14 protein-coding genes are annotated in these 14,116 nt (G+C 62.8%); 8 read left to right on the top strand and 6 right to left on the bottom strand.

What is annotated here, in order from left to right; all coding sequences use genetic code 11:
• Positions 1 to 16: 16 nt before the first annotated feature.
• From rpsT to mutM, 3 genes are all read right to left on the bottom strand, one after another.
• Complete coding sequence (gene rpsT / locus JL39_RS29575) at positions 17 to 283, bottom strand: 30S ribosomal protein S20 (RefSeq protein WP_037159269.1); 267 nt, start codon at positions 281 to 283, stop codon at positions 17 to 19.
• 194 nt (positions 284 to 477) lie between these two features.
• Positions 478 to 1,251 (bottom strand): enoyl-CoA hydratase, encoded by a 774-nt coding sequence (locus JL39_RS29580; RefSeq protein WP_037159273.1) that lies wholly within the window; start codon positions 1,249 to 1,251, stop codon positions 478 to 480.
• Between the two features lie 15 nt (positions 1,252 to 1,266).
• Positions 1,267 to 2,145 (bottom strand): bifunctional DNA-formamidopyrimidine glycosylase/DNA-(apurinic or apyrimidinic site) lyase, encoded by an 879-nt coding sequence (gene mutM, locus JL39_RS29585; protein ID WP_037159276.1) that lies wholly within the window; start codon positions 2,143 to 2,145, stop codon positions 1,267 to 1,269.
• Positions 2,146 to 2,294: 149 nt separating this feature from the next.
• Between mutM and ubiE the strand changes: the two genes are divergently transcribed.
• The 5 genes from ubiE (at position 2,295) to JL39_RS29610 (ending at position 8,528) form a co-directional block, all read left to right on the top strand.
• Positions 2,295 to 3,071 carry a bifunctional demethylmenaquinone methyltransferase/2-methoxy-6-polyprenyl-1,4-benzoquinol methylase UbiE gene (ubiE, locus tag JL39_RS29590; protein WP_037159280.1) on the top strand — a complete coding sequence of 259 codons (777 nt, stop codon included), beginning with the start codon at positions 2,295 to 2,297 and terminating at the stop codon, positions 3,069 to 3,071.
• Between the two features lie 4 nt (positions 3,072 to 3,075).
• The gene (ubiB, locus tag JL39_RS29595; protein WP_037159283.1) at positions 3,076 to 4,635 is read left to right on the top strand and encodes a 2-polyprenylphenol 6-hydroxylase; all 1,560 of its coding nucleotides are present in this window, start codon (positions 3,076 to 3,078) and stop codon (positions 4,633 to 4,635) included.
• Positions 4,636 to 4,734: 99 nt separating this feature from the next.
• A complete protein-coding gene (locus JL39_RS29600; RefSeq protein WP_037159286.1) occupies positions 4,735 to 6,327 on the top strand; it encodes an aromatic amino acid ammonia-lyase in 1,593 nt (530 codons plus the stop codon).
• A 121-nt stretch (positions 6,328 to 6,448) separates the two neighbouring features.
• Positions 6,449 to 7,756, top strand: a complete 1,308-nt coding sequence (locus JL39_RS29605) for a hypothetical protein (protein WP_037159289.1) — start codon at positions 6,449 to 6,451, stop codon at positions 7,754 to 7,756.
• Positions 7,743 to 8,528 carry an ATP-dependent Clp protease proteolytic subunit gene (locus JL39_RS29610; protein ID WP_037159292.1) on the top strand — a complete coding sequence of 262 codons (786 nt, stop codon included), beginning with the start codon at positions 7,743 to 7,745 and terminating at the stop codon, positions 8,526 to 8,528. Before JL39_RS29605 ends, JL39_RS29610 begins: the two co-directional genes overlap by 14 nt.
• Here the strand turns inward: JL39_RS29610 and JL39_RS29615 are convergent.
• Positions 8,525 to 9,796 carry an MFS transporter gene (locus tag JL39_RS29615; RefSeq protein WP_037159296.1) on the bottom strand — a complete coding sequence of 424 codons (1,272 nt, stop codon included), beginning with the start codon at positions 9,794 to 9,796 and terminating at the stop codon, positions 8,525 to 8,527. The two genes, JL39_RS29610 and JL39_RS29615, sit on opposite strands and share 4 nt — an antisense overlap.
• A 91-nt stretch (positions 9,797 to 9,887) precedes the next feature.
• On the opposite strand from JL39_RS29615, the gene JL39_RS29620 reads away from it, so the two are divergent.
• The gene (locus JL39_RS29620) at positions 9,888 to 10,760 is read left to right on the top strand and encodes a LysR family transcriptional regulator (protein WP_037159299.1); all 873 of its coding nucleotides are present in this window, start codon (positions 9,888 to 9,890) and stop codon (positions 10,758 to 10,760) included.
• Here the strand turns inward: JL39_RS29620 and JL39_RS29625 are convergent, their stop codons facing one another.
• On the bottom strand, positions 10,761 to 11,321 hold the full coding sequence (locus tag JL39_RS29625) for a glyoxalase superfamily protein (protein WP_037159302.1): 561 nt from the start codon (positions 11,319 to 11,321) through the stop codon (positions 10,761 to 10,763). It lies immediately after the preceding gene.
• A gap of 271 nt (positions 11,322 to 11,592) precedes the next feature.
• Between JL39_RS29625 and coaBC the strand changes: the two genes are divergently transcribed.
• Positions 11,593 to 12,804, top strand: coding sequence for a bifunctional phosphopantothenoylcysteine decarboxylase/phosphopantothenate--cysteine ligase CoaBC (coaBC, locus tag JL39_RS29630; protein WP_037159305.1), 1,212 nt, complete (start codon positions 11,593 to 11,595; stop codon positions 12,802 to 12,804).
• A gap of 1 nt (position 12,805) precedes the next feature.
• Positions 12,806 to 13,171, top strand: coding sequence for an MmcQ/YjbR family DNA-binding protein (locus JL39_RS29635; protein ID WP_037159308.1), 366 nt, complete (start codon positions 12,806 to 12,808; stop codon positions 13,169 to 13,171).
• Here JL39_RS29635 and JL39_RS29640 read toward each other — a convergent pair.
• Complete coding sequence (locus tag JL39_RS29640) at positions 13,155 to 13,967, bottom strand: class II glutamine amidotransferase (protein WP_037159311.1); 813 nt, start codon at positions 13,965 to 13,967, stop codon at positions 13,155 to 13,157. The genes JL39_RS29635 and JL39_RS29640 overlap by 17 nt on opposite strands.
• Between the last annotated feature and the right edge of the window lie 149 nt (positions 13,968 to 14,116).

Below are 14,116 nucleotides of genomic sequence, written 5' to 3' on the forward strand. Positions count from 1 at the left end.
ATTTTAACAGATGTCGTTAAGCGGAAAGCGCCTTCACACGGGCCGCAAGACGGGACACCTTGCGGGATGCCGTGTTGCTGTGAAGCACGCCCTTGGATGCGGCGCGCTGGATTTCCGGCTGGGCAACCTTGAGTGCTTCGGCAGCAACGGCGATATCACCCGATGCGATGGCTTCCTCGACCTTGCGGATGAAGCCGCGGACGCGCGAACGGCGAGCCTTGTTGACTGCGGTACGGCGAGCGATCTTGCGGGTCGCCTTTTTCGCCGAAGTTGTATTGGCCATTTCATGCCTCTCTACGAATTCGAACCAAACTCCACCGTTGCCGCCGGTCCTGCGACCCTTTATCCAGCAATTCGGGAGCAATAGAGGAAGCCGTGATCAGGCTTTCTCAACTGTGGGCGGGCATATAACCGGAATACCCGCCCCCGTCAACGCAGATTCTGGCGACGCGCATATTGATCGATGGCGATCCCGTTTCATCGGTTCGAAAATTGCGGTTTACGCTTTTCCATGAAAGCCGCCATGCCTTCCTTCTGGTCGGCAGTGGCAAACAGCGAATGGAAGAGCCGCCGCTCGAAACGCAGGCCTTCGCCGAGCGTCGTTTCAAAAGAGCGGTTGACCGCCTCCTTGGCCATCAGCACCGCTGCGCGGGGGAACGACGCGATCTTTGCAGCCGTCTCGACAGCCTCGTCGATCAGCCGCTCGGGCGGTACGATGCGGGCCACCAGCCCTGCCCTTTCGGCCTCCGCCACATCCATCATGCGGCCGGTCAATACGAGGTCCATCGCCTTGGCCTTTCCTACAGCCCTCGTGAGGCGCTGCGAGCCGCCCATGCCCGGGATGACGCCGAGCGTGATCTCCGGCTGGCCGAACTTCGCCGTCTCCGACGCGATGATGAAATCGCACATCATGGCAAGCTCGCAGCCGCCGCCAAGCGCGAAGCCCGAGACTGCGGCGATCATCGGCTTGCGGGTCGCGGCCACGGCCTCCCAGCCGGAGATGAAGTCACCGATATAGGCGTCGACGAAATCGATCCCCTGCATCTCCATGATGTCGGCGCCGGCAGCAAAGGCCTTTTCGGAACCGGTCAGCACGATCGCGCCGATGCCTTCTTCCTTTCCGAAGGCGGCCAGCGCGTCAGCAAGCTCGGACATCACAGTCGAGTTCAGGGCGTTCAGCGCCTTCGGCCGGTTGAGCGTGACGAGCGCCACCGGTCCGCGGGTTTCGGTCAGCAGGGTCTCATAGCTCATCCGGCGTCTCCTCTCCTATTTCTGGCAGACGGGACAATAAAAGGTGGAGCGGCCCGCCTGAGTGATGCGGGCGACCGTACCGCCGCAACCCGGCGTGCAGCAAGCCCAGCCTTCACGGTCGTAGACGGAGAAGGAATGCTGGAAATAGCCGAGCGAGCCGTCGGTCTGGATATGATCCTTCAGCGACGAGCCGCCAGCGGCGATCGCATCGGCAATGACATTGCGGATCGCCCCGGTCAGCAGCCCAAGCTCCTTCTTCGGCCTGCCGGTCTTCGTGACGATGCTGCCGGCCGCCCGCTTCGGCGACAGATGCGCGCGCCACAGCGCCTCGCATACATAGATATTGCCGAGACCGGCGATCACCGTCTGATCGAGAAGAGCACCCTTGAGCGGCTGGCTTTTCCCCGAGAAACGTGCCGCCAGGTAATCGGCGTCGAGCGCGTTGCCGGTGGGCTCCGGCCCGAGTTCGGCGAAAGCGGGATAGAGATCGAGTTCGCTGCGCCTCCAGAGCTGCATGAAACCGAACCGGCGCGGGTCGTTATATATGACCTTCAGAGGCCCCTTCCCGTTCCGAAGGTGGAAAACGACATGATCGTGCTTCTGGTCCTTGGAGCGCGGATGATGGAATTCCCCGAGCGTCTCGTCCTCGATCCGGAAGGAACCGGACATGCCGAGATGGCTGATGACAGTGAGATCATCCTCAAGGTCGATCAGCAGGTATTTGGCGCGGCGGCCGAGTGAGACAATACGCCGCTCCCGGACCGTTTCGGCGAAATTTTCGGGCAGCGGAAAACGCAGGTCGGGACGATTCAGCTCGAGCCTTGCGATAACGGCACCTTCCATTGCCGGGGCGAGGCCGCGCCGGACGGTTTCAACCTCTGGCAATTCGGGCATCTGTACCTAACTTCCTGTTCCAACCATAAAGATCCTGCTCTATAGAGCGGACCGGATGCCGCATCATCTATAATGGGTGAGCCACAGATAGCGAGGTCAAACCGATTTCGCTATGGTCGCCCTCCAATAGAGCCGTAAGGAGTTCGCCGATGACCGAAGCCCGTACCAGCGCCGATGGCGGCATGGAGACGTCCTATGGCTTCCGACAGGTGACGGATGGCGAAAAGCAAGGCCTCGTCAACGACGTCTTCCATAAGGTCGCCAAGCGCTACGATATCATGAACGACGTCATGTCGGCCGGCATGCATCGCGTCTGGAAGGATGCGATGGTGGCGGCACTTAATCCGCGCAAGGACGCCGGCTACAAAACCCTGGATGTAGCGGGCGGCACCGGCGACATCGCCTTCCGGATCGTCGAAGCCTCCGATCGCAAGGCGCATGTGACCGTGCTCGACATCAACGGCTCGATGCTGGCGGTCGGCGCCGAGCGTGCGGCGAAAAGGAAGCTCTCCGAAAACCTGGATTTTGTTGAGGCGAACGCCGAATCCCTGCCCTTCGAGGCGAATTCCTTCGACGCCTATACGATCGCCTTCGGCATCCGCAACGTGCCGCATATCGACGTAGCACTCAAGGAAGCCTATCGCGTGCTGAAGCGCGGCGGGCGGCTGCTGGTGCTGGAATTTTCCGAGGTGGAAATGCCGCTGCTCGAACGCTTCTACGACGAATGGTCTTTCAAGGCGATCCCGCGGTTCGGCAAGATGATCACCGGCGAAGCCGAACCTTATCAGTACCTGGTGGAATCGATCCGAAAATTCCCCAACCAGGAGAATTTCGCGGCGATGATCCGCAATGCCGGTTTTTCGCGCGTGACCTATACCAATTATACCGGCGGCATCGCGGCGCTGCATTCCGGCTGGAAACTCTAGCGGAATGAGTACGCTTGGAGCCTATTTCCGGCTTGCCCGGGTGGGATGGGTGCTGGTGCGCGAAGGGGTGGTCTCCGCCCTGCCCAGCCAGGGCCTGCCGCCGTCCGTCGGCCTCGTGAAATCGCTGATCGAGCCGCTTGCACGCAAGCGCTCTCTCAAGCAGGCCCGGAGCGAACGGCTCACGCGCGCCGTCGACCGGCTGGGTCCCTCCTACGTCAAGATCGGGCAGTTCCTTGCCACCCGTCCGGATGTCGTGGGCGTCGACTGGGCAGTCGACCTGGCACTCCTCCAGGACAGGATGGCCTATTTTCCAACCGAAGCCGCCAAGGCCGCCGTCGAAGGTTCGCTCGGCCGGACGATCGACGATCTCTATTCCTCGTTCGGCGAACCGATCGCCGCCGCCTCGATCGCCCAGGTACATCCCTGTGTGGTCGGTGACAGGAAGGTCGCGGTGAAGGTGGTGCGGCCAGGCGTGCGCCATCGCTTCGCCCACGACATCGAGAGCATGTATCTCCTGTCGCGCATGCAGGAGCGCCTGGTGCCCTCCAGCCGGCGTCTCAAGCCCGTCGAAGTGACGCGGACGCTCGAGCAGACCACCAAGGTCGAGATGGACCTCAGGCTCGAGGCCGCAGCCCTGTCCGAGATCGCCGAGAACACCAAGGGCGATACCGGCTTCCGCGTGCCGCAGGTGGACTGGGAACGAACGGGCCGCGACGTCCTTACCATGGAATGGATCGACGGCATCAAGATGTCCGACGTGGCAGCCTTACGTGCCGCCGGGCACGATCTGGAAAAGCTCGCCGAGGTGCTGATCCAGTCCTTTCTGCGCCATACCTTGCGTGACGGCTTCTTCCATGCCGACATGCACCCCGGCAACCTTTTCGTCGACCCCACAGGCACGATCGTCGCGGTCGACATGGGCATCGTCGGGCGACTCGGGAAGAAAGAGCGCCGGTTCCTCGCGGAAATCCTCTTCGGATTCATCACCCGCGACTACAGGCGCGTCGCCGAAGTGCATTTCGAGGCCGGTTACGTGCCCGCCCATCACGACGTGTCGAGCTTCGCGCAGGCGATCCGGGCGATCGGGGAGCCGATCCACGGCCAGCCGGCCGAGACGATCTCGATGGCACGGCTGCTCGCCCTGCTCTTCGAGGTGACCGACCTCTTCGACATGCAGACGCGACCGGAGCTCATCCTTCTGCAGAAGACCATGGTCGTCGTCGAGGGCGTGTCGCGCATGCTGAACCCGCGCTTCAACATGTGGAAAGCTTCCGAACCCGTGGTCGGCGCCTGGATCCGCGACAATCTCGGACCGAAACGTGTTGTGTCCGATCTGAAAGACGGCTTGAAGTCGGTGGTGAAGCTTGCCGAAGCCGTGCCGGAAATCGCCGCCAGAACGGAAAAATTCCACGAGGAACTCCTTCATATGAGCGAGCATGGCCTGCGCTTCGATCCGGAAACGACGGAAGCGATCGGCAGGGCGGAGGCGCGGCACAATCGCTCCGGCCGCGTGGCGCTCTGGATCATCGCACTTACGCTCATCTATTTCGCCTTCACGCTTTGACGGGCCGATAGCGGCCCACCGGTTGCGACATCGGATGTCTGCATTTTGGGATATTCCCTAACCTGTTTCTTCCGCTAGGTTGAGAAGAAAGAGGATTTCATGCCTGACCCCAAACCGCTTATCGAACTGACAGGTCAGCCGATCGGATTTACCGAACTGCTGTTGATCGGCGAGAACAAAGTCCGGTTGACGGCCGCACCGGAGGGACTGGCCCGGGTACAGGCGGCAAGAGCCGTGGTCGAACAGGCGATGGCGGAGGGCAAACCCGTTTATGGCGCCACGACCGGTGTCGGCGCCATGAAAGACGTCGCCTGGTCGAGCGAGGAACTGGACGCCTTCAACCTCGGGCTCGTACGCGCACACCATTTCGGTACCGGCGAGCCCTTTCCCATCTCCGTCGTGCGCAATGCCATGGCGCTGCGCGTCAATACCGCGCTGACCGGTTATGTCGGATGCTCGACCGATCTCGTGAATAACTATCTGGAACTGCTTTCCGCCGACGTGATCCCGGTCGTGCGCCGTACCGGCTCGATCGGCTGCGCCGACATCGGGCTGATGGGCCAGATCGGCGCGGTCCTGACCGGCGTCGGCGAAGCCGTTTATGAAGGCAAGCGCCTGCCGGCGGCGGAAGCCTTCAAACGCGCAGGGCTGAGACCTAGACGCATGGCGCCGCGCGACGGCCTCGCCTCGCTCAGCGTCAATGCGGTCAGCTTCGCTGCGGCCGCCGAAACAACGCGCGCCGCCGCAGGCGCATTGCGCACGCTGCTCGCCGTGGGTCTCGCCGCTTCGGGTGCGATGGGCGCTTCCCGGGACCCATGGATCGCGGTCACCCATGTGGGCACGCCGCGCGAGGCGATGATCGGCAAATGGCTGTGCAATGCTTCCGAGGGCTGGGATTGGCCGAGCGGCACGCATGTGCAGGATCCCTTGAGCCTGCGCATGATCGCGCAGGTTTTCGGTGCCGTGTTCGAAAGCGTGCTGACGGCCGGCCACAAGATCCTCGCCGCCACCGGCCGCACCGACGACAACCCGGTGATTGCAGAGGGCCGGGTGCTCACCTCCGGCGGATCGCTGCCGCTCGATGTGACGCTTCTCCTGGAATCGGCGATCCTGTGCATGGCGCATGCGGCACGCAACTCCTTCAACCGTTGCGTCCTGCTCGGCAACGGGCAGCGGCGCGACCTGCCGGTGAACCTCGTGCCGGAAGGAGCAATCGCCACCGGGTTCGGACCGATCATCAAACTCGCCGGCGAGATCTTTTCCCGCGTTCTTTCCATGACCAATCCGGTTTCCGCGCAGTCGCTCGTCGTGGCGGGCGGCATGGAGGACGAGGCGGCTTTCCTGCCGCTCGTCATCGAGCGTTTCGACCGGCAGATGCAGGCACTGAAACGGCTTGCTGCGCTGGAAGCCCTGCTCGCCGCCCAAGCCATGGACATCCATGGCGACAAGCCGAGCGGCGCGGTGAAGCTCGTCTACGATGTCGTGCGCCGGCATGCGGCATTCTATACGGTCGACCGGCCGCTTTCGACGGAAGTGGAGGCGATCGAGGACGAACTGGCCTCGGAGGAATTCCTGACCGGCCTCATTGCGATTTCCCCAATCCATGCGATCGACGGTTTCTTCGCGCTTGGCGGTTTTGGCATGGATTCGTTTCAGCCTCGTCCGACCGCTATCGATTTGAAGTATCCCTGATCCGGCGCCCTAGAGCAGGTTCTGCCACGTCGCGGCGCCCGAGCGGCCTTTATTCCGCCCGTTTCTTCATTCTCTGTTAAGGAATACATTCCTTTTCGACAATCGTCTTCCGGAGACAGCCATGGCGCTCGGTGCATCCCAACGCTTGCATGACGGGGTTCTTGCCGTCGAAACCATGACGCGCTTCGCGCTTGCCGTACTGGCGCTTGCATCCGGAGTCTATACCTATCTCGGGGTGCGCAGCCTCCTCGACGGCTCGCCGACCGCTGTATTCTTCGCGGCGATCATCTACTCGGCTTCAGTCTCGGTCGCCATCTATGCCTTCTGGTCCTATATGGCGCGCTTCTATCCGCACGTGACCACCTATACGGGCCGCACCGCCATGCTCGGTGTCATGGCGCTCGGCGCTGCCATGATCATCGCCATGTCGAGCTGGCTGAACGCCGCGGCACTTGCCGGTTCGGCTGCGCTTGAACAGCATCTTGCCGAAACGGTGGAGGATTATACCGCCGACCTCGACCAGGCGCATCAGAACGCACTTGCCGCGCAAAGCCTGCTGCCGGACATCCAGCGCGCCTCGGAACGGTTCGCCCAGCTCGCCGCCTCCGAACGCCAGTCCGGAGCGCTGACCGGCACGACGGGATCGGGCAGTGTCGTGCAACTGCTCTCACAGATGTCGGGGCAGATGAAGGAGCTGGAGAGCGGCATCAATGCCTCGCGCGAACAGGTGACCAACCTCTTCAACGAAGGCCAGAAGCGGCTGGAGACCATGCGCACGCTGGTCTCCGCTCCAGGTGCCGTCGCACCGCGCGCCGACCAGTTCTCGTCTGAAGTCGTGGCGCTGACCGGCGTCATCGCCTCACTCGGCCAGACTTCGATCGCGCCCTCCATCCGCCGCGCAGCGGACGACCTGTCGCTTGGCTTCATTGCGCCCGTGGCCGATGGCGGTAACGCCGACCTCGTCAACCGGCAGGATCAGGTGATGGAGACGGTGCGGGCATCGGTCGCGGCGCAATCCAAGGTCCTGTCGCAAGCGGCCGACGAAATCCTCACCCGGCCCCCCGTGCCGGAACGGCGCTTCGTGCCGCTCTCTTCGGCCGAAGCGGTGCTGCGCTATGCCTCCGATTTCATACCTGCATGGGCCGGCGCGATCTCGATCGATCTCCTGCCGGGCGTGCTGGTCTTCATCCTCGCGGTCGTGCATGGCGCGATCCGGAAGCAGGAGGAGAAGCTGCCGTTTGCCGAGCGGATCACCGCCGCCGAACTTCTCCAGGCCCTGGAGGTGCAGAGGGCAGTCACGGCAAGCGGCGTGAACCTGGAAAATGCGGTCGCCGGGGCCGAAACCGAAAGCGAAGCGCTGGAACCGAACAACATCACCAGCATCGACCTGAAATCACGGACACGGGACCGGTCGCATGAGGATCGATGAGCCTATCAAGGCCCTGCTGAAGCTCGACGACGGTGTGCTGATGCGCGGCGCCTTCTATATACTGCTATCGGCGGCGGCCGTGTTTCTCCTCATCGACGTGCGCGATATCACGGCGATGAATGCGGCCCTCCCCGGTTATGACCCGATGCACGGGGACCAGCCGGTACTGCCGCCGGCGTTGACGGATGGTGTGCCGAACGCCCCGCCGGTACAGCCTGCAAGTCCAAAAGAAACGCTGCGCCAACCGATCAGGTTCGAGCTTACCTCCGGTGGCGTGCTTCTCGCTGAAGGCTCGATCGACCCGGGCGCCGCCGACCGTTTTGCCAAGGAGATCGAGGCACGCGGCGAATATGTGAAGACCGTTTCGCTCAATTCCCCCGGCGGCTCGGTGGACGATGCGCTCGCCATGTCGGAGTTGATCCGCGAGAAGAAGCTCGACACGAAAGTGGCGTCCAAGGCGCTCTGTGCCTCCTCATGCCCGATCGTCTTTGCCGGCGGCGTCGGACGCATGGCGGAGAAGGAGGCAGTAATCGGCGTGCATCAGGTCTTCAATGGCGGCAAGGACCGGCCGACGGCGGAACAGGCCATGGCCAGCGCCCAGGCCACGACCGCACGGGTTGCTCGGCATCTCGACACCATGGGCATCGGTGCGGGACTGTGGATCAACGCGCTGGAGACGCCGCCGGACCGGCTTTACTACCTCACGCCCAAGGAAATGGCGGATTTCAAGCTGACGACGGAGCCGGTCGCGACCGCGAAGAAGAAGGGTTAGCCCCGCATCGTAATCCTTCTCGCTTGCAGAGAAGCGAGGAGCGAGAGAAGCAGCATGACGCCGGTGAAGGCCGCAACCGCCCACCAGCCATCGGCGCTCCAGAAATGCCCGCCAAGCGAGCCAGCCACGCTCGAGCCGAGATAATAACCGAGCAGATAGAGCGAAGAGGCGTGCCCCTTCGTCCCCCGCGCCAGCTTGCCGACCAGCGCGCTTGCGACCGAGTGGGCCATGAAGAAACCGGAGGTCAGGAGCACGATGCCGAAGATGATCAGAGACAGCGGCGAAAAGAGCGTGATGGCGATACCGACAAGCGCAACCAAAGCGCCGACCGGCATGACCAGGAAATGGCCGAAACGGTCGCCCAGCAGCCCGGCCGCCCAGGAAGCGGCAATCCCGAACAGATAGACCGTGAAGATCAGGCCAAGTTCGGTCTGGTTGAGGTTATAAGGGGCTGCGACCAGCCGGAAACCGGCATAATTATAGATCGTCACGAAGGCGCCCATCATCAGGAAGCCGATGGCGAACAGCAATGCCAGAGCCGGATTCTTCAAGTGCCCGAACCAGGCATCGACGTGATAGCGGACGGTCGATTTGCGGGGGATGAAATTGCGCGACGGCGGCAAAAGGACGAGGAAGCCGATTGCGGCGACGATGCCCATCAGCCCGATCCCTGCCAGCGCCAGCCGCCATGAGAAATATTCGGCCAGCATGCCGGTGAAAACGCGGCCCGCCATGCCGCCGAAGGCATTGCCGGCAATGTAGAGCCCCATGGAGGCGCCAAGGCCCCTCGGGTCGATCTCTTCCGACAGATAGGCCATGGCGACCGCCGGGACGCCGCCGAGCAGAAAACCTTCGAGCGCACGGATGACGAGCAGCGCATTCCAATCCGGCACGACAGCGCAGGCGATCGTGCAGAGCGAAGCGCCGAGCAGCGAGACGAACATCAGGCTGCGGCGGCCGAAGCGCTCCGAAACCGCAGCCGCAAGAAAGATCGCGACAGCCAGGAGGCCGGTGGAGAGCGAAAGCGACAGGGAGCTCGCCGCCGGGCTGACCCCGAAATCCGCAGAAAAGATCGGCATCAGCGGCTGCACGCAGTAAAGCAGCGCGAAGGTCGAGAAACCGGACATGAAGAAGGCCAGGCTGGCGCGGCGATAGGGCGGCGTGCCGCGTACCAGAAACTGCTTCTCGCCGTCGTTCGCCGCAGGTTGTGCCGGATGCAGGTCGGCTTCAGGAGATGCTTTCACCTGGCGTTGGGCAGCGCTGGACATGATCAGAAAAACCTTTCGACGGGGAAAAAGGTAGCGAGCGGCACATTATTTGTCCAATATATGAAGCAGGCGATCTTGATAGGTTTTAGATATGGAGCTCCGGCATATCCGATATTTCCTTGCGGTGGCTGAAGAGGGCAATTTCACCCGCGCCGCAGCGAAACTCGGCATCGGCCAGCCGCCACTCAGCCAGCAGATCCGTATTCTGGAAATGGAGATCGGCGCTCCCCTGTTCCATCGCGTCCCGCACGGCGCGGAACTGACAGCGGCAGGCGCCGCCTTCCTGACAGAAGCCAGGGCTTCGCTGGCTGCAGCAGACAATGCCGTCCTTGCAGCCCAGCGCGCCGCCCGTGGCGAGACCGGCAGGCTGGCGCTCGGCTTTACCGCGTCGGCCGCCTTCAACCCGGTGGTTACCGGCGCGATCCGGCGTTTTCGCAGCCAGTGGCCGGATGTGGCGCTGGCGCTCAGCGAGATGAACAGCAACTGGCTTATGGAGAAACTCACGCGCGGCGAGATCGACGCTGCCTTCATCCGTCCGGGCCTCGAGGATCCGAAGGAGGTGTGGCTGAAACGGCTGCCGGACGAACCGATGCTGGTCGCGCTTCCCGCGCATCACCCGCTTGCCGGGCACAGGCAGGTTCCGCTTGCAGCACTTGCCGGCGAACCCTTCATCCTCTTCCCGCGCACGGTAGGCCTCAGCCTCTACGACGATATCGTGCGCGGCTGCCGCGAGGCCGGTTTCGAATTGCAGGTGACGCAGGAAGCACCGCAGATCCCTTCCGTCGTCAATCTCGTGGCGGCCGATCTCGGCGTCTCGATCGTGCCCGCCTCGATCGCGAAATTCGCAATCGAAGGCGTCGTCTACAAGCCTATCGAGGGACCGCCGCTGATCGCGCGGCTGGGGCTTGCGGTGCTCAAGGCACAGCGCTCCCCGATCGCGCTTAACCTCATGGGCCTCGTCTGATCAGGTTTCCGGCTTGATCTCCCGCTCGCAGAAGCTGATGCGGTTGCTGAACGGATCGGTGACCGTCACCTCCAGCCCCCAGGGCTGCTGCTCCACACCCGGCTTCATGTAACGGTAATCCTTTGCGATCAGCTCTGCATGGAAGGCGCGGATGCCCTGCATCGGCACGAAAACACGGGCGCCGGGCGAAGCATCGCCCGCATGTTCGGAAAGGTGCATCAGCATGCCGCTGCGGGAAACCTGGCAATAAAGCGGGAAATTCTCGCCGAAGCGATGTTCCCAATCGAGTTCGAAACCCAGAAAGCCGCAATAGAATTCCATCGCCTTGTCGACGGAGAATATCCGGAAGATCGGGATCGCCGGCTGAATCGAGATACCACCAGACTTCCTTTGCTGCCGCTCTGCCGCCTCGATCTTTGCAGCGAGGATATTCCAGTCGTCATAGCCGAACTGGCCTGCCACCAGTTCCAGCGCCTGACTATGCGTAAGCTCTAAGTTACGCTCTGCCAGCGCCTCGCGCAGGCTTTTCGCCATCAGTTTCACATCGCGGAAATCGCGCATCTCATCATCCTTTCAATGGACGAACGGCAAGATCAGGGCCCGCATTGCTGATCCGTTCGTCATCATTGGCCTGGATGGCAAAGGATGAGAGTCGGTTAGGATGCATTCACCGTTGGTTTCAAAACCTGCGGGCGGCTGGCCGCATCCGGCCGCAAACAGGAGTAACGCAGTCGGGAATACAGCGCAAGCGGGACAGCGTATCAGCGATGACGATTGCAAGTCGGCGGCCGAGGGCTTAGCTTCCCCGCCACATCTGACATCGGATACGGGCATGGAACTTCAGGGCAAGCGCATCCTTCTGATCATCTCCGGCGGCATCGCGGCCTACAAAAGCCTCGACCTCATCCGCCGGCTCCGCGAACGCGGCGCAACCGTGCGGCCGGTCATGACAAAGGCAGCACAGGAGTTCGTCACGCCGCTCGCAGTCGGCGCGCTTTCCGCGGGCCATGTCTATGTCGACCTGTTCTCCCGCGAGGACGAGCAGGATGTCGGCCACATTCGCCTTGCCCGCGACACCGATCTGGTGGTGGTGGCGCCGGCCAGCGCCGACCTGATGGCAAAGATGGCCCACGGGCTGGCGGACGATCTGGCAAGTACCGTGCTGCTCGCCACCGACCGGCCGGTGCTGGTGGCGCCGGCGATGAACCCGAAGATGTGGGCCGCACCCGCGACCAGGCGCAATCTCGAAACGCTGAAGAGCGACGGCATCCATTTCATCGGGCCGATGGCCGGTGAGATGGCGGAAAGCAGCGAGGCGGGCGTCGGCCGCATGGCCGAGCCGCTGGAGATCGTCGCCGCAATCGTCGAACTGCTCGACGGCGGACCGAGGCCGCTCGCCGGCAGGACCGCGATCGTCACATCCGGTCCGACGCATGAGCCGATCGATCCTGTGCGTTACATCGCCAACCGCTCCTCGGGCCGGCAGGGACATGCGATCGCCGCGGCGCTCGCCAAACTCGGCGCGGATGTGACGCTCGTTTCCGGCCCCGTGACGATCCCCGATCCGGGCGGGGTCAAGACCGTACATGTGGAACGAGCCGACGAGATGCTGGAAGCGGTCGTCTCCCGCCTGCCCGCCGACATCGCGGTCATGGTGGCGGCGGTTGCCGACTGGCGCGTGGCGACCTCCGCCGGCCAGAAGATCAAGAAGAAATCGGGGGAGCCCCCCCCGCCGCTCGTGCTTGCCGAAAACCCGGACATCCTGAAGACGGTCGGGCATCACGACAAACGGCCGAAACTGGTGGTCGGTTTTGCCGCCGAAACCCAGGACGTGGAGAAGAACGGCCGGGACAAGCTTCTACGCAAGGGCGCGGACCTGATCGTCGCCAACGACGTTTCGCCGGAGACCGGCATCATGGGCGGCACCCGCAACCGGGTGAAAATCATCAGCGCCAAGGGCGTCGAGGAATGGCCGGACCTCGGCAAGGACGAAGTGGCGGCAAGGCTTGCGGAACTCGTTGCCGGGCGGCTGGCAGGAGCATGAGATGAGCCTTTACGAACGCAGGGGTTTCGACGCGTTTGTCGCGGGCCTGCCCGGCACGTCCTTCGTCGATCAATGGGACGGGCATGTCGCGAAGGTGGGCGGCAAGGTCTTCACTGTGCTTTGGGGCGAAGGCGAACGGGCGAGACTGGTCGCGAAATGCCCGGAAGAGAGTTTTGAGATCCTGACTGCGCTTGAGGGGATCAGGCAGGCCCCCTATTTCGCCAAACGGAAATGGGTGGAGATCGGCCGCAATTCGCCGCTTTCGGACGAGGAACTCGTCCACTATCTTACACGATCCTATGAACTGGTGGCCGCCGGCCTGACGAAGAAACTCCGGCAGGAACTGGGAATCAGGCTGTCTTCCTGACGTCTTCGGACAACCCCTCTTCCTGGGGAGCGAAGACCGACACCTTGATACCCTCGGCACAGACCTTCACGGCGCTGCCATCCGGGATTTCCACCCACGCGTCGACTTCGTCGTTGAGCGGCTCCGACACGAGGCAGTAGCCGGTCTTGCCGCCCGTCGGCGCGGCGTAAAGGGTCGGCGGGCTGTGGTCCGTCGCATAACGCACCGCATAAAGCTCCTTGCCATCGGAGAAAGCGGCGGTGAAGCGCACCAGCGCCTCGCCGGATTTTTCCATCGACAGGTCCTCGACGGCGGCAATCGCCCTTTCCATGGCGCCGAGCGGATCGGCATCAAGGCCCAGTTGTAGCGCCAGCAGGAAGAGCAGTTCCGAATCCGTCGTGCCTGAGCGTGCATGGAACAATTCGTCGGAGAGCATGCCTTCCATCTGCCTCCGGACGCGGTCGAAGCCGGAAATCTGGCCGTTGTGCATGAAGGACCAGTGGCCGTGCACGAAAGGGTGGCAGTTGTCGCGGCGCGTCGCGCCGGTCGTCGCGGCCCGCACGTGGGCGAGGAACAACGGTGAACGGATCTGCCTCGCGAGGCTTCTGAGATTGCAATCGGACCAGGCCGGCAGGATATCGCGGTAGCGGCCTGGATCCGGCCTGTCACCATACCAGGCGATGCCGAAACCATCGCCGTTCGTAGCGGTCTTGGCGCGGGTGGCGCAGTGGGATTGTTCGATCAGGGAATGGGCGGGCGAGGATACGAGTTCTTCGAGATAAAGAGGTTCGCCGCGATAGGCTGCCCAACGGCACATGGGTCTTGATGCTCCGACGAGGCCGCCCGCGTGCGGCCGAAAAATGTTGAAATCAGCGTCTCGACAAATGCTTAACGAATTATGAATGGAAACCCTTGACGACCGGTTTTTGACAGAGGGCCAATCACTTTTTACGACCCTTTGTTGTC

Source organism: Rhizobium sp. YS-1r, assembly GCF_000757525.1.
GTDB lineage: Bacteria > Pseudomonadota > Alphaproteobacteria > Rhizobiales > Rhizobiaceae > Neorhizobium > Neorhizobium petrolearium.